Origin of the sequence: Natronosalvus rutilus (genome assembly GCF_024204665.1) — an archaeon.
In the GTDB taxonomy this organism is placed as follows: Archaea; Halobacteriota; Halobacteria; order Halobacteriales; family Natrialbaceae; genus Natronosalvus; species Natronosalvus rutilus.
Window position 1 is genome coordinate 1,840,171 of sequence record NZ_CP100355.1, and the last position, 25,407, is coordinate 1,865,577.

Here is a 25,407-nt window from a genome sequence, read left to right on the forward strand (position 1 = left end):
ACCTCGACTGCCTCACGGGTTACGACCGCCAGTACGCCGCCGTCAGCAACACCAGCACGGGGAAAATCTCGAGGCGACCGATCCACATGTAGAGGATCATCAGGAGCCGCGAGGTGACCGGGAACTCGCCGTAGCCGCCCATCGGACCGATGATGCCGAACCCGGGCCCGATGTTACCCAGGGTAGCGATCGAGGCTGTGACCAGTTCGATCGCCTCGAGGTCGAGACCGACGCGGGCGGCGTCGGCGGCCAGCAAGAGGACCCCCAGGAAGAACAGGCCCAGGTACAGCAACGTGAACGCGTAGATGCCCCGGATAGCCTCCTCGTCGAGGGGTTCGCCGTTCATTCGGACCGGGCGAACGGCCTCGGGGTGGACGGTCGTAAACAGTTCCCGCCGCAGGGATTTGAGGATGACGAGCCACCGGAGTACTTTGATTCCCCCGCCGGTCGACCCGGTGCTCCCCCCGATGAACATTGCAAAGAGCATCACGGCCTTCGCGGTGCCGCCCCACTGATCGAAGTCGACGTTCGCAAAGCCGGTCGAGTTGGTCAGCGAGGCGATCTGGAACGTGGCGTACCGTATCGAGGGCTCGAGGCGACCGCCGATCTGGCCGACCTCGTCGGTGCTCACGGTGGCGTCGAAGAAGAGGACGGCCGTGAGCACGACCGAGAGCGTGGTGACGGCCCCGAGGTAGAGTCGGAACTCGTTGTCCCGAAACAGGGCTCGCGTGTCCCCCGAGACGAGGTGCCACCAGAGGACGAAGTTGACCCCGGCGATGAACATGAACGGCATAATGAGCCACTGGACGGCCGGCGAGAACGCCTCGATGCTTCTGGCTTCGGGCGAAAAGCCGCCGGTGGGGAGCGTCGAGAGGCCGTGAGCGATCGAGTTGTACAGGTCCATCTCCGGCGCGAACCCGGCCTGGTGGAGGCCGTAAAGCAGCGCCATCAGGAGAAGGGTGAAGCCGATGTAGGCGAACCAGAGCACCCGCGCCGTCTCCGCGATGTGGGGCGTCAGCTTCGAAACACCCGGGCCCGGGCTCTCGGCTTCCATCAACTGCGCGCCACCGACGGACATCTGGGAGAGGATCGCCACGGCGAGGACGATGATCCCCATCCCGCCGACCCACTGGGTGAGCTGTCGCCAAAGCAACATCGCCCTCGAGTGGGTGTCGAAGGAGATGTCGCCCATCACCGTCGCGCCGGTCGTCGTGAAGCCGCTCATGCTCTCGAAGAGGGCGTTCGTCGGGTGAGCGACTGTTCCGTTCCCGGCCAGGAGGTAGGGAAGTGCGCCGAAGATTGCGGCGAAAAGCCACGTCAGCGCGACGACCATGAACGCCTCTCGAGCGCCGGGATCCGGATCCGGGTCGAGTTGTCGGAGCACGAGGCCGAACCCGACGGTGACGCTCATCGAGATGACGAAGACCCAGAGATCCTCGCCGCCGTATGCGAATGCCGTTACGATCGGCAGGACGAAAGCGAGCGAGAGAAACGCGAGTATCGTCCCGACGAGGCTCAGCCCGGCCCGCCAGTCGACACGGAGGTGGGTGTCGACGTGGAGATGGGAGTCCATCAGATCGCCTCGAGCACCTGATCGAGAACCGTCGCATCGACGAACAGCACGATGTGGTCGCCGGGCCTGAGCGTCGTGTCTCCACGCGGGGTCACGAGGTTGCCGCCGCGGGAAATGGCGCCAATGACGACGCCCTCGGGGAGGTCGGCGACCGAGTCCATGATCGTTCGTTCGGCCAGGGCGCTGTCGGCACCGACCTCGATCTCGATGACCTCGGCGCGGTCGTGCTCGAGCATGGCCACTTTCTCTGCGCGGTTCGATCGCGTGAATCGGACGATTTCCTCGGCGGTCTCCTCGCGGGGGTTGATCGCCACGTCGACGCCCACGGTCTCGAACAGTTCGGCGTACTCGAGGTTCTCGATGACGGCGACGGTGCGGTCGACGCCGAGCCGTCGAGCGAGCAGGGAGACGAGAAGGTTGCGCTCGTCGCTGCCGAGAGCGGAGATGACGATGTCTGCCTCGTCGACGTGCTCGCGCTCTAGGAAGTCCGTATCGGTGGCGTCGCTCTGCATAACGAGCGTGTTCGGCAAGGCTTCGGCGACTTGCCGAGCGCGGTCAGGATCTCGCTCGATGAGACGCGGTTCGTAGCCGTGTTCCTCGAACTCGCGGGCGGCCTGGTAGCCGATCTCGCTGGCGCCGACGATGACGACCTCCTCCTGTTCGGTTTCCGGGAGACAGACGAGGTCGTCGGCGAAGGTCGAGACGGAGTCGGGGCTGCCGATGACGACGACGCGGTCGTTCGGTTCGATCACCGTCTCTCCGCGAGCAACGATCATGTCCCCGTTTCTGAATATCCCTGCGAACGTCAACGAGTCGTACCGGTCGGCGTCCTGGACGCTCTGGTTGGCGATCGGGCTCTGGGGGCTGATCTCGAACTCGGCCATCCGTACGAGGCCGCCGGCGAACATGTCGACGTCCTGGGCGCCGGGGAGGCCGGAGATGCGGAAGATCGCCTGGGCCGTGAGCAGGTCGGTACAGACCATGAAGTCGACGCCGAAAGCACCCTCCGACCCCTCCCACGTCTCGAGCAGCGTCCGCCGTCGCACGCGGGCGATGGTGAACGCGTCGGTCAGTGTCTTGGCCGCACCGCAGATTACGAGGTTCACTTCGTCGTCGTCCGTACAGGCGATGACGAGGCCGGCCTCCTCGACGTTCGCCTCGTGAAGCGTCGTGATTTCGGTCCCGTCGCCCTCGATGGCGAGCACGTCGAGCGAGTAGGTGAGGTCCTCGACGATGTCAGAATCCTGATCGACAATCACGACGTCGTGGGTCTCTTCGAGATTCTTGGCGATCGATCGACCGACTTCGCCAGCACCGACGATGACTACGTGCACGATGCCACCCGTGAAGGCTCGTTCATTGAGGTGGTGTTTTGCTGGTACCGAAATAGACGTTACGACGTGGTACGACGGGCTGACTGACTGGTTAGTATGCCCGAGCCCACAATCTGGACGTTGCTGACGAAGAGAGAGCGAAGCCCTGATATCACCCGTGTGAATACGTGGTGGTAGCAGACGTATTCTTCCCACCAATGTTCATACTCGCTCACCCATCTGCCGGCCGCATCGACGGACGAACGCCCCCGACTCGGATCGAGACGTCGCGCTCGACCGGCACTCTCGCCCGCGACGAGGTCCCTCGAGGTGACCCGACGTGAGTGGCGACGAGGAACTCGCCAAGGACCTCGGGCCTCTCGCGGCGCTGACCATCGGGATCGGGACGATGATCGGGGCGGGCATCTTCGTCCTGCCAGGGACCGCCGTTTTCCGGGCGGGACCGTTCGCCGCGGCAACCTTTGTCCTCGGCGGGGTGATCGCCCTGTTTACGGCGCTCTCTGCCTCCGAATTGGGGACGGCAATGCCAAAATCCGGCGGGGCGTACTTCTACGTTAATCGCGCACTCGGCCCGCTGTTTGGGTCGATCACCGGATGGGCCAACTGGATCGGCCTCGCGTTCGCCTCCGCCTTCTACATGTACGGCCTCGGCGAGTACGTCAACGACCTGGTCGGCCTCGGCGCCCTCGCGCTCGGGCCCGTGACGCTCGGCCCGGCACAGATGATCGGACTAGTCGGCGCCCTTCTCTTCATCGGCATCAACTACATCGGCGCGAAGGAGACCGGGACGCTTCAGATCGTCATCGTCGTCTTGCTCGTGGCAATCCTCGCGCTCTTCTCGGTCGTCGGTCTGCTCAATGCCGACCTGAATTCGCTTGCCGGATCCGCGCAGCCGGGAATGGCCGGTGAGATCCTTCCCGTCACCGGGATCATCTTCGTCTCTTACCTGGGTTTCGTCCAGATCACCTCCGTCGCCGAGGAGATCAAGGATCCCGGGCGCAACCTGCCGCGAGCGGTGATTGGGTCGGTCGTTATCGTCACGACCATTTACGCGTTCTTCCTCGTGGTCCTGCTCGCGGCCGTCCCGAACGAACTCGTCGCCCAGAACAATACAGCCGTCGTCGACGCCGCCCGCCTCTTGTTCGGGCAATACGACCTCCTCGGGTACAGCCTCGGCGCCTTCGGCGCAGGTCTCCTTCTGTTCGGAGGTCTGCTCGCGACCGCCTCGTCAGCGAACGCCTCGATCCTCTCCTCGTCCCGGATCAACTTCGCGATGGGACGGGAAAAAATCGTCACGCCCAAACTTAACGAGATCCACCCACGCTTCGGGACGCCCTCCAAATCCATCGCCATCACGGGCGCGCTCATTCTCTTCTTCTTGGTCGCGGGCGACCTCGAGTTGCTCTCAACGGCCGGATCGGTGTTACATTTAATCGTCTACGGGCTGTTGAACATCGCGTTGATCGTCATGCGCGAGGCCGACGCCGAGGGCTACGACCCGGACTTCGAGGTACCGCTCTATCCCATCGTCCCGATCATCGGCACGATCTCCTCGTTCGCCCTCATCGTCTACATCGAACCCCGCGTGATCTACCTCTCGCTGGGGCTGGTCGCCTTCGCGGCGCTGTGGTATCTCTTCTACGCCCGACGGCACGTCGAATCCGCTGGCGTCCTCGACGCCTGGATCCTCGACCGCTCGGAGCAATTGCCCGACGTCGCCGTCTCCGCTGCGACCAGTGTCGCCCCCGAACAGAGCGACTACCGAGTCATGGTACCGCTGGCCAACCCCGAGCACGAGAAGGACCTCATCACGCTCGGATCGGCCGTCGCCAACCAGCACGATGGCACGGTCGTCGCCGTCAACATCGTCGACGTGCCCAGGCAGACCCCCCTCGAGGCCGCGCGCGAACAGAAGGCCCACGAAACCGCCCACCAGTTGCTCGAGCAAGCCCAGCAGGACGCCCAGACCTACGGCGTCGACGTCGAGACGCATATCGTCCTCTCGCACGACCCGTTCGAGGAGATCTTTGGATCGGCGAAGCGCTACGGCGCCGACGTGACGGTGATGGGCTGGGGGCCCGAATCGCACGGCGCGCCTGGGCGAGCCGAACCGACTATCGACGAACTCGCCCACTCACTGCCGTGTGACTTCCTCGTCTTCCGAAACCGCGGGTTCGACCCCTCGAGAATCTTGCTCCCGACGGCCGGCGGTCCCGACTCCGAACTCGCCGCTGCAGTCGCGACGACCCTCCAGTCGCAGTACGACGCCGACGTGACGCTGCTGCACGTGACCGACCACGGCGAGCGAGAGCAGGGTGAGGCGTTCCTCTCGTCCTGGGCACGTGATCACGGACTCGAGGACGCGAGGCTCCACGTCGAGACCGGCGACGTCCAGAGTCGAATCGCCGAGGCCGCCGAGAGCGCTACCCTCCTGTTGATCGGGGCCACCGAGAAGGGCGTCCTCTCGCGACTCGTTCGCGGGTCGCTCGTGCTCGACGTCTTGGACGAGGTTGAGTGTTCGGTCCTGCTGGCGGAGAAACAGCACACGCGAAGCCTCTGGGATCGACTCTTCGGCGGCGGAGCCGGCGACAGCGATCTCGAGGACGAGCCGACGGGCGTCGAACCCGAGCCGACGACGCCCGACGTCGACGAGAGCAATACCGAAACCACCTCTCAGTAAGCGGCGGCGATCTGGCCAACTATCGATTCGCCAATTCCGAGCCCCGATATTCGGGATTCGAAAATACAAGCGAGGGTTTTATCATGTATCGATAAATACCCTCGAATATGATACCGTCGGATAGTTGCTGTACTCTGCTCGAGAAGAACGCTCTCGGAGTCACCGGAGGCGGTTTCGGATGAGTGACGGGCCGTTTCGGCGCGTTCTGGTGCCAATTGCGAACGAAGAGGACGCTCGAGTAACGGGCAAGGCCGTCGCCGGTCGGTTCGACGACGCTACCCTGATCCCGATCTACGTCGTCGAAAAAGCTGGCGGTGCTCCCGACGCCGCGGGCGTCGAACAGCGAGAGGAGTTCGCCGAAACCCTCTTCAAGATCTTCGAGGCGGTCATCGACGATCCCACGCTCACTATCGAACCCACCGTCGGATACGGGACCGACGTCGCGGCGACGATCCTCGAGGTCGCCGACGACGAACGCGCCGACACGATCGTTTTCGTCCCGCGCAGCGAGAGTCGGTGGCGACAGTTGCTAACGGGGGACGTCGCGCGAAAATTGATCAATCGAACCGATCGACCGGTCCTGATCCTTCCGGGTGACCGAGATGAGTGACGAGGAACTCGCCAAGGACCTCGGCCTGATTCCCGCGATGACCATCGGCATCGGGACGATGATTGGGGCAGGCATCTTCGTCCTCCCCGGTGAGGCCGCACAGGGAACCGGCCCAATCGTCGTGATCTCGTTTCTCGTCGGTGGGGTCATCGCCATGGTCAATGCCCTGTCGGTCTCCGAACTCGGAACGGCGATGCCGAAAGCCGGCGGTGCCTACTACTACGTCAATCGGGCTCTCGGCCCGCTGTTCGGCTCGATATCCGGACTGGGAGACTGGCTAGGGCTCGCCTTCGCCTCGGCCTTCTACACCATTGGATTCGGCCGTTACCTGGGCGAACTGCTCGAGTTACCCTCGATCCTGTTTCTCAGTAACGTGCAGGTAGGGGCAATCCTCGCTGGTGCGGCCTTCGTCGGCGTCAACTACATCGGCGCGAAGGAGACCGGCGGCGTCCAGACGATCATCGTCACTATCTTGCTCGTGATTCTGGGCGTCTTCGCAATCGCGGGCTGGTTCGCCTTCGACTGGGGGACGGTCTCCGGAAGTGGCGGCTACACCCCGTTCGGAACCGCCGAACTCTTGCCGGCGACCGGCCTCGTCTTCGTCTCCTTCCTGGGTTACGCCAAGATCGCCACCGTCGGCGAGGAGATGAAGAACCCGGGACGGAACCTCCCCATCGCCATCGTCGGCAGCGTCGCCATCGTCACGGTACTGTACGGCATTCTCGTGACGATCATGCTCGGCGTCGTCCCGTGGCCGGACCTCGACCTCGAGGCGCCGGTCGCACAGGCGACCGAAGTGGCGTTCCCCGGCAACTTCGCAGGTGCGGCCGCGGTGATCATGGCCCTCGGTGCGCTGCTGGCGACAGCCTCCTCGGCGAACGCCTCGATTCTGGCGTCGGCCCGGATCAACTTCGCGATGGGCCGAGACAAGATCGTCAACGACTGGCTCAACGAAATTCATCCGCGATTCGCGACACCCTATCGATCGATCGTCGTTACCGGCGGGCTGATCATCGTCTTCATCGTCGTCATGGGCGGAGACGTCAAGGTGCTCTCGGAAGCGGCGAGCGTCCTCCACCTGATCGTCTACGCCCTGATGAACGCCGCGCTGATCGTCTTCCGCGAAACCGACCACCCCGACTACGATCCCGACTTCACGGTTCCGCTGTACCCGATCGTACCGATTCTCGGGTTCGTCCTGTCGCTGGGACTCATCTACTTCATGGACACCACCTCCCAGATCCTGGCGGTGGTGTTCATCGTCGGGGCCGTCCTCTGGTACGTTCTCTACGCACGCTACCGCACGCCGATCCAGGGCGTCCTCGGCGAGTACGTTCGCGACCGGTCCGAAGAAATGCCCGACATCGCGGTTTCGGCTGCCGAGGCTGCCTCCCCCGACGCGACCGCACCCTACAACGTGATGGTCCCCGTCTCGAACCCCCGGACCGAGGACGAACTGGTCGCCCTCGGCTGTACGATGGCCGACCAGAACGACGGCGTCGTTCACGCCGTTCACGTCGTCGAGGTCCCCGACCAGACGTCCCTCGAGTACGTGGCCGATCAGCTCGAGACGGTCGACGGCGAGTCGAGTCGACTTCTCGAGAACGCCCGGAGGGTCGCTGCGGAGTACGACGTCGAGATCGAAACCCACACTGTGGTCTCTCACCGGTCGCTCGAGGAGGTCGTCGACTCCGCTAAACGGCTGAACGCCGACACGGTCGTCATGGGCTGGAGCCCGAACCGACCGTGGACCAGCGGGCGAACGAGTGCCGGCCTCGAGGACCTCACGACGAACCTCCCGTGTGACTTCCTGGTGTTCAAAGACCGCGGATTCGACCCCTCGCGCGTACTCGTACCGACGGCCGGCGGGCCGGATTCGGACCTCAGTGCCGAGGCGGCCAAGGCGCTTCGGGACGTCCACGGCGCCGACGTATCGATCTTGCACGTCGTCGACGAGGACACCGAAAGGGCGAAAGGAACGGCGTTCCTCGGCACCTGGGCCGACGAGCACGGCCTCGGCGACGCGACCCTCCTCGTGGAAACAGATGGCGACGTCGAGGCGGCCATCGAGCGCGCCACGAACGATCACACGATGATCGTCCTCGGCGCGACCAGAAAGGGGCTCCTCTCCCGGCTCGTGGGCGGTTCGCTCGTGTTCGACGTCGTCGACGAGGTCGACTGTTCGGTCCTGCTCGCCGAGCGTCCGGCCAAACGGTCGCTCCGCGAACGGCTCTTCGGCCGTCCAGGAGTCGAAGCGTCCACGCAAACGGAAGAAGAAGCCGAGCCGAGAACGGAACCTGGCTCCTGACCGTCGACGGTGCACTCGAGGTTCGCTCGGCAAAACACTCGAGGCCTACTCCGCGATGCACTCGAATCTCGCGACGCCGAACGGGTCGGTCTCACGGTTTGGTAACCACGGTCACAGTCGCGGAACGACGCGTCTGCAGGCTGCGCCCCTCAAGATTAGTCGAACAGGTGTCCAGCCTGGCTCACATGGCCCAATCGACGTCTGTTCTTGCCCTGCGAAAGGGCCGCTTCCCTCAGCGCGGACGGCCAATCAGATGCTCTTGGCCCGGTGATCGGAAACCTTCGACCGCAAGCAGTCAGGAAAAAGGCCTCGAACGTAGAACTACGCGTATGAGAAACAGAACGAACACCTCCCACTCGCCCGCCGATAGCGGTCTCGAGTGCGGCCGCACGTACACCCACACTCGACATGGGCGCGTCGAGGTTACGGGTCTCTGGCAGGGAACCCGGTGGGTCGACGCGGTGGACCAGCCAAACGAGGGGGAGACGGTCGTCGTTCGCTACTTACCTCCCGACGGGGAGACCTGGAGGGACGAACGCTCCGCGCTCCTGGACGACTTTCTCGCGGCGCTCGAGTGAGTCCGTGGCCTCGACGCCGTGTTCTCGGCGCCCTATTCTCGACACTTTCTCTCGACACCGTACCTCCGACGCCACTATCGAGTCCCGCTGAAATCCACCCCAACTGGACGACGAAACCCAGTATCGTTATCACCGTCGCTGACACAGGTCGAGTCGTTCGATGAGGATCCGAGTCGACTGGCGCTCAAGCTGTAGCGTGACGGGGACCGTTCTCTTCTGGCTCGCCGTCCCGCTGGCTGCGCCGCTCGCGCTCGCGGCACTCGACGGCGACGAGACGATTCCGTTCGTCGTCGCCATCGCCTGTACCGTCGCCATCGGTACGCTGCTCGAGCGCCTGAGCGACGAGCGCGATCTCGGACAGCGCGAGGCGTTCCTGATGGTTGCGATGACGTGGTTCGGGGTCGCGTTGATCGGCGCGATTCCGTTCTTCCTGCTGGGGCTGGGCGCCGATCCCGCCTCGGCTTTTTCGGGCCGACTCGAGGGACCGGTCAACGCGATGTTCGAGAGCATGAGCGGTCTGACCACGACGGGCGCGACGGTGATGAGCGGCTGGGACTTCACGAACCAGCCGCGCTCGATTCTGCTCTGGCGGCAGGTCCAGCAATGGCTCGGCGGCCTGGGCATCCTGATCGTCGCCATCGGCCTGCTCTCGAACCTGATGGTCGGGGGTGCGCAGCTGATGGAGACCGAGACCCAGACCCAGACGGTCACGAAGCTCACCCCGGAGATCGAGAGCACGGCACGGCTCATCTGGGGACTCTACGTCGGGCTGACGGTAGCGGCTGCGGCGATTTTCTACGCGTTTCACCTCCTCGGGCTGGCGCCGGAGATGGACCTCTTCAACGCGATTTCTCACGCGCTGACGAGCGTCTCGACGGCTGGCTTCTCGCCCGAACCGGATAGCATCGGGGCGTTCACGCCGCTCGTACAGTGGACGATGATTCCGATCATGATCGTCGGCGCGACGAACTTCGTGTTGCTCTACGCGGTCGCCCGTGGATCGTACACGCGGCCGCTCGAGTCCGAGGAGTTTCGCTTTTACATCGGCGTCATCGCCGTCTTCGGAGCGATCGTCTCGGTACTCGTCGGCCTCGCCGGGGATACCGTGGGCTACGAGCCGACGCTCAGACACGGCCTGTTCAACGTCGTCTCGATGGTGACGACGACGGGATACGCGTCGACGAACTTCGATCTCTGGAACCCCGGCGCAAAGCACATCCTCTTTCTGGGGATGTTCGTCGGCGGCATGGCCGGCAGTACCACCTGCTCGATCAAGTCCCTGCGCTGGCTGGTGATCCTGAAGGGATTGGCTCGCAACCTCTTTCTCTCGATCCACCCGCGAGCGGTCAGACCCGTCCGACTCGGGGATACCGTCGTCGACGAAGACACGATCAACGACATCTTCGCCTACGTGATGCTCGCGATCATCATCTTCTTCCTGTTGACCATCTTCATCGTCGTCGACGCGGCGCGCGACGGGATCACCGTCTCCGAGTTCGAGGCTCTCGGCGCGGCTGCCTCCATCTTCCTCAACATCGGCCCCGCGTTCGGCCTGGCCGGCCCGTTCGACAACTACGCCGGTTTTCCGCTGTTCACGCGCTTCGTCATGATCTTCATGATGTGGATTGGCCGTATCGAGATCATCCCCGTTCTCGTCCTCTTGCTCCCGGCGTACTGGCGCTCGTAGACTCGAGGACGAGCGCCCGAGGTATCTTGCCCCTCGAGGACGAATCGAGCCTATGGTTCGACTCGCACTCATCGCCCACGACGAGAAGAAAGACGACCTCATCGCCTTTGCCCGCGAGTACGAGGACGTGCTCGCCGACTACGACCTCATCGCAACGGGTACGACCGGCAAACGCCTCCTCGAGGCGACCGACCTCGAGATCGAACGGAAGAAGTCGGGGCCGCTCGGCGGCGACCTGATGATCGGGAGCGAGGTCGCCCAGGATCTTCTCGACGGGATCGTCTTCCTGCGCGATCCGCTCACGGCCCAACCGCACGAACCCGACATCTCGGCGCTCTTGCGGATCTGTGACGTCCACGACACCGCCCTAGCGACGAACCTCGCGAGCGCGCGGTACCTGCTCGAAGGAATCGACGACGTCTCATAATAATACTGATTGGTATAGTAATCTATTTATTAACGTATACTTCCTTCCGACCCCCCATCGCCGCAATGCCTCGACACTCTCAAAATTCACATATGGCCGTCATACAACCAATAAGGCTCGAAGACGAGTTCCTCGATCCTGTACTCCTAACCGTCCGGAACTTCCGGCATCAAACGACCGGTAGTGGCATTTTTCGGGATTACAAGCCGATTTGAGCGCTTTTCTTCGAGAGTCGTCGATAGAGGGTCGTTTTCGTCCTCGAGACGGAAATACCAGATACTAATTTATTACAGGAAAAATATATATGGCCAATCTGGAGCGGCCGTACCATATTATGTTAGTAACTCACACACCATTACATAGCTATGCTCGTAATCTATACTAATTCATCACACGTTTGGCGCGAACGCCCGGTCGGCTAGATGTGAACCGCCGGCCAGGTCACCGGCCCTCGAGCACAGATCACTCGAGGGGTGTTCCGTCGACGAACAATCGACAACCCGCGTCCCGTTCACCGGCGTACCCCTCGTAGTACTCCATCAACTGAAAGAGGACGCCCGTAGGATTCGCCGGGGAGACGAACGCCTCGCCCCAGGTCTCGAACTCGTTGTGGTCGATGATCGACACCTCCGCCGCCTCGAGCGCTTCGACCGCGGCCTCGAGGTCGGCCACCTCGAGGGTGACGTGGTGGAGGCCGGGGCCGTGTTCCTCGAGGTAGGCGGTTAGGAAGGAGTCCGACCCCGGTTGCGGGGCGATGAGTTCGAGTCGGGAGGCGCTGCCGAGCACGTAGGTCGCCCAGGTGAACGACCCGTACTTGCTCGGCTCCTCGTGAATCTTCTCACAGCCGAGGGCGAACAGGAGCGGTTCGGCCTCCGGAATGGACTCGACGGCGATTCCGGTGTGATCGACGCGCATCGGCGGCAGGTCATCCCCGTTCATACGTCGAAACGTCTCTCGAGGAGAATAATCGTTTGGGACGTCGCCGTCGCGCTCCCTGCGGCGTCGTGTTCGGATTCCAAGCCGGGCCACCGTCTTCCGGGCGGGACTCTCACTCGAGTCGTCTTCACCGCGCTGGGAGCCGTGCGACGCAACTGAGACTCCCCTCCGAGCACGCCCTGAGGCGTGCCGTTACACCAATCTATAACACGCTTCCGTCCGTCGGTTTTCGTGCATGAGCTACACGGGTCCAACGGACCTCTACATCGACGGCGAATGGGCCGACGGCGAAGACGGCGGGCAGATTGAGACGGTCGACCCCGCGAACGAGACGACCTACGCGACGGTCGCGGCGGCTGGCGAAGCAGACGTCGACGCCGCCGTGTCGGCGGCCGACGCCGCGCTTGAGCGCGGCAGCGAGTGGGCCTCACTCGACCCCGCCGAGCGGGCAGCTTACCTGCAGGCATTTGCGGACCTGCTCGAGGACTGGAAGGACGAAATCGCGCTCGTCGAATCACACGACAACGGCAAGACGCAGTTCGAGGCGACCCTCGAGGTCGGGATGGTCATCGACACGTTCCGGTACTACGCCGGCTGGGCGGACAAGCTCGCGGGCGATCAGATTCCCGTCCCCGGCGACCGCCTCGATTACACCATCCGAGAGCCCGTCGGCGTGACGGGCCACATCGTCCCGTGGAACTACCCGTTCCAGCTGGCGGGACGCAGCCTCGCTCCGGCGCTCGCCTGTGGCAACACCGCCGTGGTCAAGCCCTCGAGCCAGACGCCCCTCTCCGCGCTGTACTACGCGAAGGCCGCCGAGGAAGTCGGGCTTCCCGACGGCGTGCTCAACGTCGTCCCCGGCCGCGGGAGCGTCGCCGGAGCGGCGCTGGCCGAACACGAGGGCGTCGACCACGTGGCCTTCACTGGCAGTACGGAAATCGGCAAGCGCGTAATGGGTCAGGCCGCCGACAGCGTTACCGGCGTCACCCTCGAACTGGGTGGGAAAGGGCCAAACGTCATCTTCCCCGACGCGGACCTCGAGGCCGCATCGAAGGGCGTCCACTACGGCATCTTCATGAACGCCGGGCAGATGTGCTGGGCTGGCTCCCGACTGGTCGTCCACGAGGACGTCCACGACGAAGTCGTCGAGAGTGTCGTCGCCGGCGCAGAGAACACGCCGCTCGGGAACGGCATCGACGACGACGCGCGGATGGGGCCGCTCGTCAGCGAGAGCCATCGAGACGAGGTCGCCGACTACGTCGACACCGCCCTGGAGGAGGGCGCGACCGTCGCGACCGGCGGCGAGGTCCCCGACCGGGAGGGCTACTTCCTCGAGCCGACCGTGTTGACCGACGTGACCAACGACATGACCGTCGCTCGCGAGGAGATTTTCGGGCCAGTGCTCTCGGTCATCGAGGTCGAGAGCGAGGAAGAGGCCCTCGACGTGGCCAACGACTCGCCGTACGGCCTGCTCGCCGGCGTCTGGACGAACGACCTCTCGCGGGCCCACCGCTTCGCCCGCGACCTCGAGTACGGGATGGTGAGCGTCAACGAGTATCCCGTCACTTTCCCGCAGACGCCGTTCGGCGGCGTCAAGGAGAGCGGCGAGGGCCGCGAGCAGGGCGCCGAAGCCATCGGCGAGTACACGCAGGCGAAGAACGTGAACATCAACTTCGAGTAGGTAGCTGACTCTGTACCTCCGATGGTCGCCAAGTCGGGGGGCGGTCACGACGAATCAGCGGTGGTCGTACACTCGCTTGACCTTCCCCACCTCAGTTCGCTCGATCGAGCCGTACGCCACGAGGTCCAGCGTATCGGGAGTCAACGAGAGCGTGCTCGAGATCGCCTCGAGCAACCGCTCGCGCAGGTCGTCTTCGTCCCCGTCGAACCCGCGCTCGAGTTCTACCGTCACCTCGAGGCGGTCCAGCGCGTCCTCGCGAGAGAGGTCGATCCGGTACTGGGGGGCGACGGCGTCGAACTCGAGGATTACGGCCTCGAGCTGGCTGGGGTAGAGGTTGACGCCGCGGACGATCAGCAGGTCGTCGGCGCGGCCAGTGACGCCGTCCATTCGGATCGTGGTTCGACCGCAGTCACAGGGCTCTTCGATCAGGGTGGTCATGTCGCCGGTCCGGTATCGAATCACGGGCAGGGCTTCCTTCGTGAGCGAGGTGAGGACGAGTTCGCCCTCCTCGCCTTCCGGCAGGGGCTCGCCGGAGTCGGGATCGATCACCTCGGGGTAGAAGTGGTCGGTCTGAACGTGAAGCCCGTCCTGGGCGTGGGCGCACTCGACGGCGACGCCGGGTCCGATCAGTTCCGAGAGGCCGTAGTTCTCGATTCCCGTGACCCCGAGGCGTTCCTCGATGGCCTCCCGCATTGGTTCGGTACAGGGTTCGGCGCCGTAGAGGACGACCGACAGCGGGAGTTCCCGCGGATCGACGCCCATCTGCTCGGCTCGTTCGGCGAAGTACAGCGCGTAGGAGGGCGTACAGCAGAGCGCGTCGCTCTCGAGGTCCGCGGCGAGTTCGACCTGGCGCTGGGTGTTGCCGCTGCTCGTCGGGATCACCGTCGCCCCGAGCGACTCCGCCCCGGCGTGGAAACCGAGGCCGCCCGTGAAGAGCCCGTAGCCGTAGGCGTTCTGGACCGTATCGCCCGCGTCGAGGCCGGCGGCCCGCATCGCTCGCTCCATTACCTCGTTCCAGACCTCAAGGTCGTCCGCGGTGTAGGCGACGATTTTCGGCTTTCCGGTGGTCCCCGAGGAGGCGTGGATGCGGACGACGTCCTCGTTGTCGACGGCGAACAGGCCGTCGGGATAGGTGTCTCGAAAGTCAGCTTTCTTGGTGAACGGCAGTTTGGTGACGTCCTCGAGCGTCTCGACGTCGTCCGTGGAAACGCCAGCCGCTGTAAGCCGCTCCTCGTAAAATGGGACGTTCTCGCGAACGCGTTCGACAGTCTCACGGAGCCGCTTCGTCTGCAGTTCCCGGCGTTCCTCCCGCGGGAGCCGTTCGTCGGATGCGACCATGCTGTCTCGAGGGGACGAAGGGGAGGCCTATAGTTCTTGGCGCCCCGCGGGTCGCCGCTCGCGGGTGGTTTGTGCGTCGGCGAGCGTTACGAATCTCGCGCGGCCCGCTACTCTGGCCCCGAGTCCTCGTCGCTCACCCGAGTCCTCGCCTCACTCGAACTTCTCGAACGGCTGCTGGCACTCGTTGCAGTAGTGCATCGAGCGACACAGCGACGGTCCCTTCGGATGCTCGCGAACGGTGTCCGTCGACTCGCAGTAGGGACACTCCGCCCCCGACGCCTCGCCGCTCGTCATCACGGATGGATCTGTCTCGCGCATATTAGACGCTCAACCCGAACTCCCGCAGGTCGGATCGGCCCTGTTCGGTCACCATCTCGATGGTCCAGCCGGGACTCCAGACGAGGCGGAGGTCGACCGACTCGACGCCGTCGACGTCCGCGACGGTCTCTCGAATCTCGTCCTGGAGCATGTCCCGTGCGGGACAGCCCGAGTACGTCAGGGTCATGTCGACGGTCGCGTGGCCGTCCTCGACTACGAGTCCGTAGATCAGGCCGAGGTCGACGATGCTGACCGGCATCTCGGGATCCTCGACCCCGTAGAGGGCGTCCCAGACGGCGGCCTCGACGCCCGTCGCGCCCTCGCCGGTCGCCGGGAGGTCCTCGACGGTCTCGCCGGATCGGTAGTCGGTGTACGAACATGGGGTCGCCTCGTTCTCGGCGTCTAGGTCCGGGTCGTACTGCGCTCCCGCCTCGAAGTCGTCGTCGGTTCCGTCGACTCCTTCGGTCGGTGGGTCGGCCTCGAGCGCGGCATCGGCGTCAACGTCGACATCGGATGGTGTGTTACGGTTCATTGTGGTTGGTAGCAGTGGGTACGGGGTACGGGTGCCTGGAGGCGTTACTCCGGTTTCTCCATGATCTTGGTCGCCCCCGAGCGACCCAGTTCGCGGTAGGTGCTGGTGAACTCCTCGCGGAGGTCCGCCCAGGCGTCGGTGTGGTCGCCGTCGCGCCCGCGCGGAACGTCCGGATCGAGGTCGAGGACGTCGTCCTCGCCGATCGGCACGTCGAGTCCCAGTCCCTCGAGGAACGGTACGACCTCGCTCGCCCAGTCGGTGGCCAACTCCTCGAGCGTGGCGTCGCGGAAGCCGGCTTCCTCGATCGTCGCCTCGGTCTCATCGTCGACGGGGGCGAACAGGGTCAGTGCGTACGGGAAGAGCCGGTCGACGGCCTGCTGGAGGCGTTCTCGACCGCCGTCGTCTGCGTCGTCGTCAGCCAGCCGTTCCATCCAGTTCTGGGCGTGTTCCAAGTGGTAGCGCTCCTCGGCCTGGATCTTGCCGACACGGTCGGCGAGTTTCGGGTACGCCGAGTCCTCGAGCGCCTCGAGGCGGCGCTTCTCCGCCACGTCGTAGAGGTAGTGACGGACGATGGCGTCGGCCCAGTCGCCCCCGGGGAACGGCCGTTCGACGAGGGTGCTGTGGCGCCAGGCGTCGGCCTCGCGCTCGTAGATGAGTTCGTGTTCCTCGTAGCCCAGGTCCTCGAGCACGTCGTACCAGAGGCGGGCGTGACCGAGTTCGTCCTGGGCGTTGTTCGACAGCGCGAGGTCGGACTCGAGGGTGGGCGAGCGGACCTGCCACTCGGTGTAGCGCTCGGCGAGGACGAACTCGTCGTCCGCCAGCCGGAGCAACAGCGCCTCGAGCGCGTCTCGTTCGTCGGCCGAGAGGTCGTCGGCCGTCACGGATTCGGCACTCGCCATCAGTCGTCACCCTGCGCTTTCGAGCGCTGTCGTTCGGCGGCTTCCTGTTCCTTGTCCGATTCGATGACCTCGGCGGCGTGATCGACGTCGGACTTGTAGGTCGGCCCCCAGCGGTAGCTCTTGTCGGTCGTGCCGCCGAAGGAAGTCTCGTCGGCGTCGATCTCCGCGACCTCTTCCTTCGGGACGACCCAGAGGCTGTTGGTCGCCTTGCGCCGGCCGTGCTGGATGGCCGCGAACTGCCTGGCCATCTCGCGGTCGGGCGCGTGGACGTTGCCGCAGTGGGTGTGGTACCCACCTTGCTCTTCCTGTCGGAATACTTCCCAGATCATGGTCAGTCAGCCGCCTGTGGTTTCGGGCTGCCCGCCGGTCGGTTCTCCCATTCGAGGCTGTCGCGGACCCACTGGACGGCGTCCTGGGCCTGCTTGCGGCCGTCGATCTGGCCGAGACCCGGCTCGTAGTCGTTCTTCGCGATCTGGAAGAACTCGTCCCAGTCCAGGTCGTCCTCGACGACCTCGTAGCCGCTGTCGGTCTCGCGGATACGTGGCTCGTCGGGGATCTCGAGGCCGTAACGCTCGGCCTTTGGGATGTACTCCCGGAGGAACATCGAGCGCAGGTCGTCGTTGGACTGCGCTTTGAGCCCCACTGCGGCGGAGAAGTCGTGGTGGGTACTCTTGTCGTTGGTCGGCCCGAAGAACTGGATGATCCGGGGCCACCAGGTCTCGAAGGCCTCCTGGGTCATCTCCTGTTCCTTCTTCGAGCCGGTCATCAGCTCCGCGAGGATGCTCTCGCCGTGTTTGACGTGGAACCCCTCCTCGAAGCACACCTTGTCCATGGCGTGGGCGTAGGGCTCCCAGCTGGTGCGTCGCAGCGTCGCCTGGCGGCGCATCGCGGCGCCGTCGACGAAGAAGGCGATCATCGGCGTCTCGACCCAGCTGTCCATCGGGTAGTGGAAGCAGTTGAGGAACTTCCCCTTCCCGTTGGCCAGGTCGTCGAGCATCTCTTCGCGCGTCTTCACGCCCAGCGACTCAGCCGCGCGGTAGAGCAACTGCCCGTGGCCGATCTCGTCCTGTACCTTCGCCGAGAAGGCCAGTTTGCGGTCGATACTCGGTGCCTGTCGAATGAACGGCCGCTCGAGGTACGCCCCCATGATCTCGCTGTTGGCGTGGAACTCGATCATCCGGGTGGCGGCCTCCCGGTACTCGAGGGGCATGTCGTCCGCGGGGCTGAACTCCCGCGGCCCGGCCCGTTCTTTGACGGTGTCGATGTCCATCGTTCATTATACTACACGTCGTTTCGACCCTTAGCAGTTGACCGCCACATGACGGGGTTTTAAATACTCTCGCGCGTACTTTTTCACATGATCGAGGAGTGTCTCGCCGTCGAATTCCGGGTGCAGCACGACGATTGCCCGCTCGCCGAGGCGACGAAGTCGGTCGACCTCGAAGTCCACGCCCAGGCGCCACAGCTGCGGGCCGACGGCTACGATCTGCTGCAGTTTAGCTCGCCGCGAAACGAGCACTTCGTCGAGACGCTCGACGCCGACGACCGCATCCGCTACCTCCACGTCACCGAGGTCGACGGGCGGTACCGATTCCGGTGTCTCTCGAAGCAGCCCTGCGTGGTCCACGACCTGATCAACGGCGGCCTGATCGTCGAGACGCTCCGGTACCGCAACGGCGCGGCGACGGTCTTCGGGGCCGTCGTCGGTCGGGACGTGCTCAAGAACGTGATGGAGACCGCGGGCGACACCGTCGGCGTGCGCCTCGAGCGCGTCTACCCCATGGAATCGGAGGCCCAGGAGGCGCCAAGCCAGCAGTGGGACCTGACGCCCGCCCAGGAGGAGTGTCTCCGGGTCGCCATGGATCAGGGGTACTTCGAGATCCCGCGGGGGACGAGCTCGGAGGCAGTGGCGACGGAACTGGGCATCAGCAAGTCGGCGTTCCTCGAGCGGCTTCGGCGGGCGGAAGAGGCGCTGTTTCGACAGATTTTCGCGTGAGGTGGTTCGTCGTCAGAGTCGTGCTCGTCGTCGGAGCCGTGTTCGGCATCTCGAGACCTGCCTCGAGTCACGCTTCGACGAGGACCGGTTTTAGATCGACTCGATCGATTACCCGAGAATGTATACGCGACCGCGGAACGTCGCAATCCGATCGTCGGCCTCGTCGGTGACGACGACCTCGTACTCTGCGGTGCGACCGGCGACGTGGGTCTCCTCCGCGGTCGCCGACAGGACGTCGCCTACGTCCACCGCCTCGAGGTAGGAGATGTTCGTCTCGAGGGCCACCGCCGTCTCACCGTGGGAGTTCGACGCCGCCGCGAACGCTGCGTCCGCGAGCGAGTAGACCGCCCCGCCGTGGGGCGTTCCGTGGAAGTTCGTCAAGTCCTCGGTGACCTCGAGTTCGGTCCGGGCGTGGCCGGGTTCGAAGTCGACGAGGTCGATGCCGAGAGTCGCACAGTAGGGATCGCTCTCGATGTGCTCGCGCAGCGCGTCGATGTCTGCCATACCCACAGCCAGTGTGGTCGGGTGGCAAGAAACTACTGGTGGGGGCAACCGGTCGTCGAGCGCGACGTCGGCTCGAGTGACGCGGGAGACGAGGCGTGAACCGACCGGTGATCGATCACGAGAACCACAGATACGACGAAGATCGGCCACGAACACGGCGACGAGAACATAGGATCGGTTACGAACACGACGACAAATACGACGAAAGCTCTCTCGGCGCGAGCGCCGTTCGCCCTTTCTGTCCGCCAGGACGGACGCCAGCCTTCCCCCGGGTCGCACGGCCCGCTATCGCGGGCACGTGCTCCCGGCCACCGTACCTTCCGGTCCATGACGGCGTGTTAATCTGTCGCGATTCCCCCTCGGCTGGCTTCCCGGCTCGGGCTGGTCGCTCGAGTCCTCAGTCACTCTCTGATTGAAACTATAACTTCTATATTGAATACTATAGATTCTATACCAATTCTTGTGAATCGACGCTCGAGAACACGTCGAGAACCGACCTCCGAAATCGCGATCCGTTCACCGAGAACTGTCTTCAGCGGTGGTCGTAGACGCGCTTGACCTTCCCGACTTCCGTCCGCTCGATGCCGCCAGGCTCCTCGATCGTGAGGGTATCCGGGGTGAACGAGAGCACGTTCTGAAGGCGGGTGAGCACCCGGTCGCGCAGTTCCTCGCGGTCGCCCTCGAAGTCGTGCTCGCACTCGATAGTGATCTCGAGGGTGTCCAGGTTGTTCACTCTGTCCAGGTCGATCCGGTAGTGAGGCGCCACCTCGTCGAACTCGAGGACGACGTCCTCGACCTCGCTCGGGTAGAAGTTGACCCCGCGGATGATCACGAGGTCGTCGGAGCGACCGGTGACGTTGTCCATGCGGATCGTGGTGCGTCCGCACTCACACTCCCCGCTCGAGAGCGTCGTCAGGTCGCCCGTCCGGTACCGGAGGACGGGCAGGGCCTCCTTCGAGAGCGTCGTGAGGACGAGTTCGCCCTCCTCGCCTTCCGGCAGGGGCTCGCCGGTCTCGGGATCGACGACCTCGGGGTAGAATCGGTCCTCGTGGATGTGCAGCCCCTCCTGAGCCTCCGCGCACTCGATGGAGACGCCGGGGCCGACGATCTCGGAGAGACCGTAGATGTCGATTCCCTTGACGCCGAGGCGTTCCTCGATGGCCTCGCGCATCGGGTCCGTGCAGGGTTCGGCACCGAAGATGACCACCCGTAGCGGGAGGTCCTTGATGTCGACGCCCATGTCGTCCGCGGTCTCGGCGAGGTACAGCGCGTAGGAGGGCGTGCAGGCGATGGCGTCGCTTCCGAGGTCCTCGAGCATCTCGACCTGGCGCTGGGTGTTGCCGCCGCCGATCGGGATCACGGTTGCGCCCAGTTCCTCGACGCCGTAGTGGAGCCCGAGACCGCCCGTGAAGAGCCCGTAGCCGTAGGCGTTCTGAACCGTATCGCCCGCGCCGAGGCCAGCAGCCTCGAGGCACCGGGCCACGGCGTCGCTCCAGACGTCCACGTCGTTCTGCGTGTAGGAGACGATCTTCGGCTTCCCCGTGGTTCCCGAGGAGGCGTGGATCCGGACGATATCCTCGTTGTCGACGGCGAACAGGCCGTCGGGGTACTCGTCGCGGAAGTCCTCCTTCGTCGTGAAGGGGAGCTTCGTGATGTCGTCGACCGTCTCGATGTCGTCGGGGGTGAGTCCGGCGTCCTCGAGTGCCTCTCGATAGTGGTCGACGTTCTCGTAGGCGTTTCGCACCGTTTCCTGTAAGCGTTCGTTCTGGCACTCCCGGAGTTCACTCCGCGGAGCGGTCTCTATTGCCTGGTAGGCCATCTCATCTCCCTCTCTGGAGTGGGGCACCAAAAATTATGTGGTAGGCACAAATCACCCACGGCGTCGGGGGAACGGAACGCCCGTCGATGGTGACAGCGACTCGACTCGAGCGGAGACTGCCAGGGTCCGAAGCTATAAATCCGCCACCTGACAAGGACCGGGTATGCGGGACGTCTACGTCATCGGCGCTGGACAGACCGCCTTCGGTTCGTTCCCGGAGCGAGGCTACCGGGAGCTGTTCGCGGAGGCGTACGCGGCCGCGAGAGACCGGGTCGACCACGGCCTGGACACGGACGACGTCGACGAGGCGGTCGTCGCCACCCTCGGCGTCGGCGGCCGCCAGATCGGTCTCTCCGGACCGGCCGTCACGGAACACGTCGGGCTCCACAACGTGCCCTGCTCGCGGATCGAAAACGCCTGCGGGGCGGGCGGCTTCGCCGTCCGCCAGGGCGTCCAGGCGATCAAGAGCGGCATGGCCGACGTCGTCCTCGCGGGCGGCTTCGAGGTCATGACCGACATGTCCGGCGACACCACGAAGTACTGGCTCGGCGTCTCCGGGGAAACCGAGTGGGAACGGCTCACCGGCACCACCTTTTCTGGAGTGTACGCCCAGATGGCCAGCGCCTACCTGGACGCCTACGACGCGACCCCCGAGGACCTCTCGAGAGTCGCGGTCAAGAATCACGCCAACGGCGCGAAGAACCCGAAGGCCCACCTCGGCTTCGAGTGCTCGCTCGAAGACGCCGTTGCGGCGCCGGCGGTCGCCGACCCCCTCAATCTCTACCACTGCTGTCCGACCTCCGACGGGGCCGCCGCGGTCCTCCTCGCGAGCGAGGACGTCGTGGCCGAGTACACCGACGAGCGCGTTCGCGTCGCGGGCGTCGGCGCGGCCAGCGAGCGGGTCGGCCTCGCGGAACGCGACAGCTACACGAGTATCTCGGCCTCTCAGGAGGCGGGGAAGCGAGCCTACGAACGAGCGAGAATCGGCCCCGACGACCTGGACTTCGCCGAGGTCCACGACTGCTTCGCCATCGCGGAACTCATCGCCTACGAGGACCTGGGCTTTTGCGAACCCGGGGAAGCGCCGCAACTCCTCCGCGAGGGCGTCACCGACCCGAACGGCGACCTCCCGGTCAACACCTCCGGCGGCCTCAAGTCGAAAGGTCACCCCATCGGTGCGACCGGCACCGGGCAGGTCGTCGAGGTCTTCGATCAACTGACCGGGAACGCGGGCGACCGCCAGCTCGAGGACCCGCGCTACGGCCTCACCCACAACGTGGGCGGGAGCGGCGGCGCGACGGCAGTCCATATCTTCGAGCAGGAGGTGGCGCGATGACCGCGTCTCGAGCAGACGACGTGACCGGCGAGGCGGGCGAAGAAACGAACCGCCTCGGTATTGCCGGGGTCGGCGCGTACGCTCCCGGCTACCGACTCACTGCGGAGGCCGTCACGGAAGCCTGGGGGCAGTTCCAGGGCGCCGGCATCTCCGAGACGGCCGTCCCGGCGGGCGACGAAGATACGTTGACGATGGCCTACGAGGCCGCCCAACGGGCGCTCGAGGTCGCGGACGCCGAGCCCGGAACCATCACCCACCTCCTCCTCGGCACGACCACGCCACCCTACGAAGAGGAGGCGCTGGGGCCGCGCCTGGCCAGCTTCCTCGGACTCACCTCGTCGCTCGAGAGCCGCCAGTTCACCGGTAGCACCCGCGTCGGTGCCGACGCACTCCGGACGGGCCTCGAAACTACGACCGACGGCGCCGTCTTGGTCGTCGCCAGCGACGCCCCACGTGGCGCCCCCTCTGACGAACACGAGCACGCGGGTGGGGCGGGCGCCGCCGCGCTCGTCTTGACGCCCGACGGCCCTGGAAGAATCACGGACGCCGGTGAGTTCGTCGACGCCGTTCCCGGAACCCGATTCCGGGAAGCGGGTTCGAGGGAAACGACCGGCCTCGACATTACGCAGTACGACCGGGACGCCTACACCGACGCCGTCGCGTCGGCCGCAGACGGGCTCGCCCCCTCTCTCGAGGACGTCGACGCCGTCTGCCTCCAGTCGCCGAACGGCAAACTGCCCTACCGTGCCGCGGGCGCGCTGGGGGTCGACGCCGAACGGATCCAGGCGGGGACGACCGTCCACGACCTCGGGGACACGGGCGCCACGAGCACCCTCCTCGGGCTCGCGAAGGCTCTCGAGGCCGACCACCGCTCGCTCGGCCTGGTCGCGTACGGGTCGGGCGGTGGCGCGATTGCGATGCGCCTCGAGGTGGGCGGGAGCGACGTAGGAGGCGACCCCAACACGAGCGACAGCGTCCCCGTCGAAACCGCGCTCGAGGGCGACCGAACGCTCTCCTACGGCGAGTACCTCCGCATCCGCGGCGACGTGACGCCCGGCGAACCCGACGGCGGCGGCGCCTACGTCAGCGTCCCCAGCTGGAAACGGACGATGGCCCAGCGCCACCGCCTCGTCGCGGGCCGCTGTCGGGAGTGCGGGCGGCTCGCGTTCCCGCCTTCCGGTGCGTGTCGGGAGTGCGGAACGCTCGACGAGTACGACGACGTCGAACTCCCCGGGACGGGAACCGTCGAAGCCGCGACCGTGATCGGCCAGGGCGGCGCCCCACCGGAGTTCGTCGAGCAGCAGGCCCGCGACGGCGCGTTCGTCAGCGCTGTCGTGGCACTCGAGGGACCCGAACCCGACGACGAGCCCGTTTCGACCCCCACGCAGGTACTGACGCCCGACACGGACGCCGTCTCCGTTGGCGACCGCGTCGACGCGACGATCCGGCGGATCTACACCCAGGAGGGCGTGACCCGGTACGGATTCAAGATGCAACTGCTCGAGTCTTGAGCGCCTGAGTTCTGAGCACTCGAGTCCTGATCGTTCGAGCTGGGTTTTCGTCTCGACAAAATAGTGCGCTCGAGCCTGCTCACTCCCGCTCGAAGACGACGGCGACGCCCTGGCCGAACCCGACGCACATCGTCGCGAGACCGTAGCGGCCGTCGCGGCGAGCGAGTTCGTGGAGCAGGGTCGTTGTAATGCGGGCGCCGGAGCAGCCGAGCGGGTGGCCGAGTGCGATGGCGCCGCCGTTGGCGTTCAGTTTGTCCTCGTCGAACCCGATTTCGTCGGCGCAGTAGAGACTCTGGGAGGCGAACGCTTCGTTGAGTTCAACGAGGTCCAGGTCCGAAACCGAGAGCTCGGCGGCCTCGAGCGCCTGCCTTGTGGCGGGAACCGGCCCCGTCCCCATCACAGTCGGGTCGACGCCGGCGACGCCGCGAGCGCCGACGCTTGCCAGGACCTCGAGACCGTGTTCCTCGGCGTACTCACGACTCGTGACGAGCATCCCTGCGGCACCGTCGGTTAGCGGGGAGGCGTTGCCGGGCGTCACGGTGGCCGCGTCGTCGTCCGCGAACACTGTGGGCAGGCCGGCGAGGGTCTCGAGGTCGGTGTCAGGGCGGGGACCCTCGTCTGTCTCGACTGTCCCGTCCGCTGTTTTCACTGGGACGACCTCGTCGTCGAACCGACCCTCCTCCCACGCCTCGAGCGCGCGTTCGTGGGATCGAAGCGCGAACGCGTCCTGGTCTGCCCGCGAAATATCGTATCGCCTGGCGACCCGTTCGGCGGTCGCGCCCATCGGCAGGTCGTCGGCATCGTAGCGCTCCTCGATACCGGGGTGGAGCCAACTCGAGAACGGGATCCGGCTCATGTGTTCGACGCCGGCGACGGGGTAGACGTCGCCGTCGCCGGTTTCGACGGCCCGGACGGCGTCGACGAGCGTCGTCAGCGAGGAGCCACAGAGCCGCGTCGTCGTGGCTCCCGGCACGGTCTCCGGGAAGCCGCCGGCGAGCAGCGACTGGCGAGCCAGGTTCCGCCCCTGTTCGTTCTCCTGGTTGGCACAGCCGAGTCGGAAGTCGTCCCACTCCTCGGCGGGGACTCCCGTGCGTTCGACCAGCGCCTCCAGGACGGTCACGACGAGGTCCTCGGGGTAGGTCTCGGCGAGTCCGCCGTCCTTGCGTCCCTGTGGCGTCCGTACGGCGTCGACGATAACGGCGTCGGCGTCGGCGTCTGTCATCACGAGGGTGGTCGGACGGTCGGGGGTTAAGCGTTTGGCTCCCTGCAGTGGTCGCCGGTCTTGCGGGGCCGGAGCGGCGACAACGACCTGGCGCGCAGGGTTGTTCGCCACGCCGAAC

General features: G+C 65.3%; 22 protein-coding genes. 10 read left to right on the forward strand and 12 right to left on the reverse strand.

What is annotated here, in order from left to right:
• Positions 1-19 precede the first annotated feature (19 nt).
• Both NGM29_RS08940 and trkA read right to left on the reverse strand, forming a co-directional pair.
• Complete coding sequence (locus NGM29_RS08940) at positions 20-1,573, reverse strand: TrkH family potassium uptake protein (RefSeq protein WP_254160291.1); 1,554 nt, start codon at positions 1,571-1,573, stop codon at positions 20-22.
• Positions 1,573-2,907 (reverse strand): Trk system potassium transporter TrkA, encoded by a 1,335-nt coding sequence (trkA, locus tag NGM29_RS08945; RefSeq protein ID WP_254160293.1) that lies wholly within the window; start codon positions 2,905-2,907, stop codon positions 1,573-1,575. Before trkA ends, NGM29_RS08940 begins: the two co-directional genes overlap by 1 nt.
• Positions 2,908-3,226: 319 nt before the next feature.
• On the opposite strand from trkA, the gene NGM29_RS08950 reads away from it, so the two are divergent.
• The 6 genes from NGM29_RS08950 to NGM29_RS08975 all read left to right on the forward strand — a co-directional run bounded on the left by NGM29_RS08950 (position 3,227) and on the right by NGM29_RS08975 (position 11,197).
• Positions 3,227-5,587, forward strand: coding sequence for an amino acid permease (locus NGM29_RS08950; RefSeq protein ID WP_254160295.1), 2,361 nt, complete (start codon positions 3,227-3,229; stop codon positions 5,585-5,587).
• Positions 5,588-5,765: 178 nt separating this feature from the next.
• Positions 5,766-6,197 carry a universal stress protein gene (locus tag NGM29_RS08955; RefSeq protein ID WP_254160297.1) on the forward strand — a complete coding sequence of 144 codons (432 nt, stop codon included), beginning with the start codon at positions 5,766-5,768 and terminating at the stop codon, positions 6,195-6,197.
• Entirely contained in the window at positions 6,190-8,505 is a 2,316-nt protein-coding gene (locus NGM29_RS08960) for an amino acid permease (protein WP_254160299.1), read from the forward strand. The genes NGM29_RS08955 and NGM29_RS08960 overlap by 8 nt, the downstream gene beginning before the upstream one ends.
• A 329-nt stretch (positions 8,506-8,834) precedes the next feature.
• Positions 8,835-9,083 (forward strand): hypothetical protein, encoded by a 249-nt coding sequence (locus tag NGM29_RS08965; RefSeq protein ID WP_254160301.1) that lies wholly within the window; start codon positions 8,835-8,837, stop codon positions 9,081-9,083.
• A gap of 160 nt (positions 9,084-9,243) precedes the next feature.
• Positions 9,244-10,770 carry a TrkH family potassium uptake protein gene (locus NGM29_RS08970; RefSeq protein ID WP_254160303.1) on the forward strand — a complete coding sequence of 509 codons (1,527 nt, stop codon included), beginning with the start codon at positions 9,244-9,246 and terminating at the stop codon, positions 10,768-10,770.
• Positions 10,771-10,822: 52 nt separating this feature from the next.
• Entirely contained in the window at positions 10,823-11,197 is a 375-nt protein-coding gene (locus tag NGM29_RS08975) for a methylglyoxal synthase (protein ID WP_254160305.1), read from the forward strand.
• Positions 11,198-11,659: 462 nt separating this feature from the next.
• Here the strand turns inward: NGM29_RS08975 and NGM29_RS08980 are convergent, their stop codons facing one another.
• Positions 11,660-12,136 carry a VOC family protein gene (locus tag NGM29_RS08980; RefSeq protein WP_254160307.1) on the reverse strand — a complete coding sequence of 159 codons (477 nt, stop codon included), beginning with the start codon at positions 12,134-12,136 and terminating at the stop codon, positions 11,660-11,662.
• A gap of 232 nt (positions 12,137-12,368) precedes the next feature.
• Here NGM29_RS08980 and NGM29_RS08985 point away from each other — a divergent pair, with 232 nt between their 5' ends.
• The gene (locus NGM29_RS08985) at positions 12,369-13,814 is read left to right on the forward strand and encodes an aldehyde dehydrogenase family protein (protein ID WP_254160309.1); all 1,446 of its coding nucleotides are present in this window, start codon (positions 12,369-12,371) and stop codon (positions 13,812-13,814) included.
• A 54-nt stretch (positions 13,815-13,868) separates the two neighbouring features.
• Here NGM29_RS08985 and paaK (NGM29_RS08990) read toward each other — a convergent pair whose 3' ends face one another.
• From paaK (NGM29_RS08990) to paaA, 6 genes are all read right to left on the reverse strand, one after another.
• Positions 13,869-15,152 carry a phenylacetate--CoA ligase PaaK gene (gene paaK / locus NGM29_RS08990; protein ID WP_254160311.1) on the reverse strand — a complete coding sequence of 428 codons (1,284 nt, stop codon included), beginning with the start codon at positions 15,150-15,152 and terminating at the stop codon, positions 13,869-13,871.
• 150 nt (positions 15,153-15,302) lie between these two features.
• Positions 15,303-15,470 (reverse strand): 1,2-phenylacetyl-CoA epoxidase subunit PaaE, encoded by a 168-nt coding sequence (gene paaE, locus NGM29_RS08995; protein ID WP_305882370.1) that lies wholly within the window; start codon positions 15,468-15,470, stop codon positions 15,303-15,305.
• 1 nt (position 15,471) lies between these two features.
• Positions 15,472-16,002 carry a 1,2-phenylacetyl-CoA epoxidase subunit PaaD gene (gene paaD / locus NGM29_RS09000; protein WP_254160313.1) on the reverse strand — a complete coding sequence of 177 codons (531 nt, stop codon included), beginning with the start codon at positions 16,000-16,002 and terminating at the stop codon, positions 15,472-15,474.
• Positions 16,003-16,046: 44 nt separating this feature from the next.
• Positions 16,047-16,901: a 1,2-phenylacetyl-CoA epoxidase subunit PaaC gene (gene paaC / locus NGM29_RS09005; RefSeq protein ID WP_254160315.1), complete on the reverse strand. Its 855-nt coding sequence runs from the start codon at positions 16,899-16,901 to the stop codon at positions 16,047-16,049.
• Positions 16,901-17,230, reverse strand: coding sequence for a 1,2-phenylacetyl-CoA epoxidase subunit PaaB (gene paaB / locus NGM29_RS09010; RefSeq protein WP_253434174.1), 330 nt, complete (start codon positions 17,228-17,230; stop codon positions 16,901-16,903). Before paaB ends, paaC begins: the two co-directional genes overlap by 1 nt.
• A gap of 2 nt (positions 17,231-17,232) precedes the next feature.
• Positions 17,233-18,171 (reverse strand): 1,2-phenylacetyl-CoA epoxidase subunit PaaA, encoded by a 939-nt coding sequence (gene paaA, locus NGM29_RS09015; protein WP_254160317.1) that lies wholly within the window; start codon positions 18,169-18,171, stop codon positions 17,233-17,235.
• 87 nt (positions 18,172-18,258) lie between these two features.
• On the opposite strand from paaA, the gene NGM29_RS09020 reads away from it, so the two are divergent.
• Positions 18,259-18,897, forward strand: coding sequence for a helix-turn-helix domain-containing protein (locus NGM29_RS09020; RefSeq protein WP_254160319.1), 639 nt, complete (start codon positions 18,259-18,261; stop codon positions 18,895-18,897).
• A 108-nt stretch (positions 18,898-19,005) separates the two neighbouring features.
• Here NGM29_RS09020 and paaI read toward each other — a convergent pair whose 3' ends face one another.
• Together paaI and paaK (NGM29_RS09030) are read right to left on the reverse strand one after the other, a co-directional pair.
• Positions 19,006-19,401: a hydroxyphenylacetyl-CoA thioesterase PaaI gene (gene paaI / locus NGM29_RS09025; protein ID WP_254160321.1), complete on the reverse strand. Its 396-nt coding sequence runs from the start codon at positions 19,399-19,401 to the stop codon at positions 19,006-19,008.
• Between the two features lie 532 nt (positions 19,402-19,933).
• Positions 19,934-21,220 (reverse strand): phenylacetate--CoA ligase PaaK, encoded by a 1,287-nt coding sequence (gene paaK, locus NGM29_RS09030; protein ID WP_254160323.1) that lies wholly within the window; start codon positions 21,218-21,220, stop codon positions 19,934-19,936.
• Between the two features lie 163 nt (positions 21,221-21,383).
• Between paaK (NGM29_RS09030) and NGM29_RS09035 the strand changes: the two genes are divergently transcribed.
• Positions 21,384-22,556 (forward strand): thiolase domain-containing protein, encoded by a 1,173-nt coding sequence (locus NGM29_RS09035; RefSeq protein ID WP_254160324.1) that lies wholly within the window; start codon positions 21,384-21,386, stop codon positions 22,554-22,556.
• Entirely contained in the window at positions 22,553-24,067 is a 1,515-nt protein-coding gene (locus NGM29_RS09040) for a zinc ribbon domain-containing protein (protein WP_254160326.1), read from the forward strand. Before NGM29_RS09035 ends, NGM29_RS09040 begins: the two co-directional genes overlap by 4 nt.
• A gap of 79 nt (positions 24,068-24,146) precedes the next feature.
• On the opposite strand, the gene NGM29_RS09045 is transcribed toward NGM29_RS09040, so the two are convergent.
• Positions 24,147-25,289 (reverse strand): thiolase family protein, encoded by a 1,143-nt coding sequence (locus tag NGM29_RS09045; RefSeq protein WP_254160328.1) that lies wholly within the window; start codon positions 25,287-25,289, stop codon positions 24,147-24,149.
• Positions 25,290-25,407: the final 118 nt, after the last annotated feature.

Coding starts and splice junctions, on each gene's coding strand:
- paaK (WP_254160323.1), bottom strand. CDS start 21,220: ATGGCCTACCAGGCAATAGAGACCGCTCCGCGGAGTGAACTCCGGGAG.
- paaD (WP_254160313.1), bottom strand. CDS start 16,002: ATGAACCGTAACACACCATCCGATGTCGACGTTGACGCCGATGCCGCG.
- paaK (WP_254160311.1), bottom strand. CDS start 15,152: ATGGTCGCATCCGACGAACGGCTCCCGCGGGAGGAACGCCGGGAACTG.
- NGM29_RS09020 (WP_254160319.1), top strand. CDS start 18,259: ATGATCGAGGAGTGTCTCGCCGTCGAATTCCGGGTGCAGCACGACGAT.
- NGM29_RS08955 (WP_254160297.1), top strand. CDS start 5,766: ATGAGTGACGGGCCGTTTCGGCGCGTTCTGGTGCCAATTGCGAACGAA.
- NGM29_RS08985 (WP_254160309.1), top strand. CDS start 12,369: ATGAGCTACACGGGTCCAACGGACCTCTACATCGACGGCGAATGGGCC.
- NGM29_RS08980 (WP_254160307.1), bottom strand. CDS start 12,136: ATGAACGGGGATGACCTGCCGCCGATGCGCGTCGATCACACCGGAATC.
- NGM29_RS08965 (WP_254160301.1), top strand. CDS start 8,835: ATGAGAAACAGAACGAACACCTCCCACTCGCCCGCCGATAGCGGTCTC.
- NGM29_RS08975 (WP_254160305.1), top strand. CDS start 10,823: ATGGTTCGACTCGCACTCATCGCCCACGACGAGAAGAAAGACGACCTC.
- paaI (WP_254160321.1), bottom strand. CDS start 19,401: ATGGCAGACATCGACGCGCTGCGCGAGCACATCGAGAGCGATCCCTAC.
- paaE (WP_305882370.1), bottom strand. CDS start 15,470: ATGCGCGAGACAGATCCATCCGTGATGACGAGCGGCGAGGCGTCGGGG.
- paaB (WP_253434174.1), bottom strand. CDS start 17,230: ATGATCTGGGAAGTATTCCGACAGGAAGAGCAAGGTGGGTACCACACC.
- NGM29_RS08960 (WP_254160299.1), top strand. CDS start 6,190: ATGAGTGACGAGGAACTCGCCAAGGACCTCGGCCTGATTCCCGCGATG.
- paaC (WP_254160315.1), bottom strand. CDS start 16,901: ATGGCGAGTGCCGAATCCGTGACGGCCGACGACCTCTCGGCCGACGAA.
- NGM29_RS09045 (WP_254160328.1), bottom strand. CDS start 25,289: ATGACAGACGCCGACGCCGACGCCGTTATCGTCGACGCCGTACGGACG.
- NGM29_RS08940 (WP_254160291.1), bottom strand. CDS start 1,573: ATGGACTCCCATCTCCACGTCGACACCCACCTCCGTGTCGACTGGCGG.
- NGM29_RS09035 (WP_254160324.1), top strand. CDS start 21,384: ATGCGGGACGTCTACGTCATCGGCGCTGGACAGACCGCCTTCGGTTCG.
- NGM29_RS09040 (WP_254160326.1), top strand. CDS start 22,553: ATGACCGCGTCTCGAGCAGACGACGTGACCGGCGAGGCGGGCGAAGAA.
- NGM29_RS08970 (WP_254160303.1), top strand. CDS start 9,244: ATGAGGATCCGAGTCGACTGGCGCTCAAGCTGTAGCGTGACGGGGACC.
- paaA (WP_254160317.1), bottom strand. CDS start 18,171: ATGGACATCGACACCGTCAAAGAACGGGCCGGGCCGCGGGAGTTCAGC.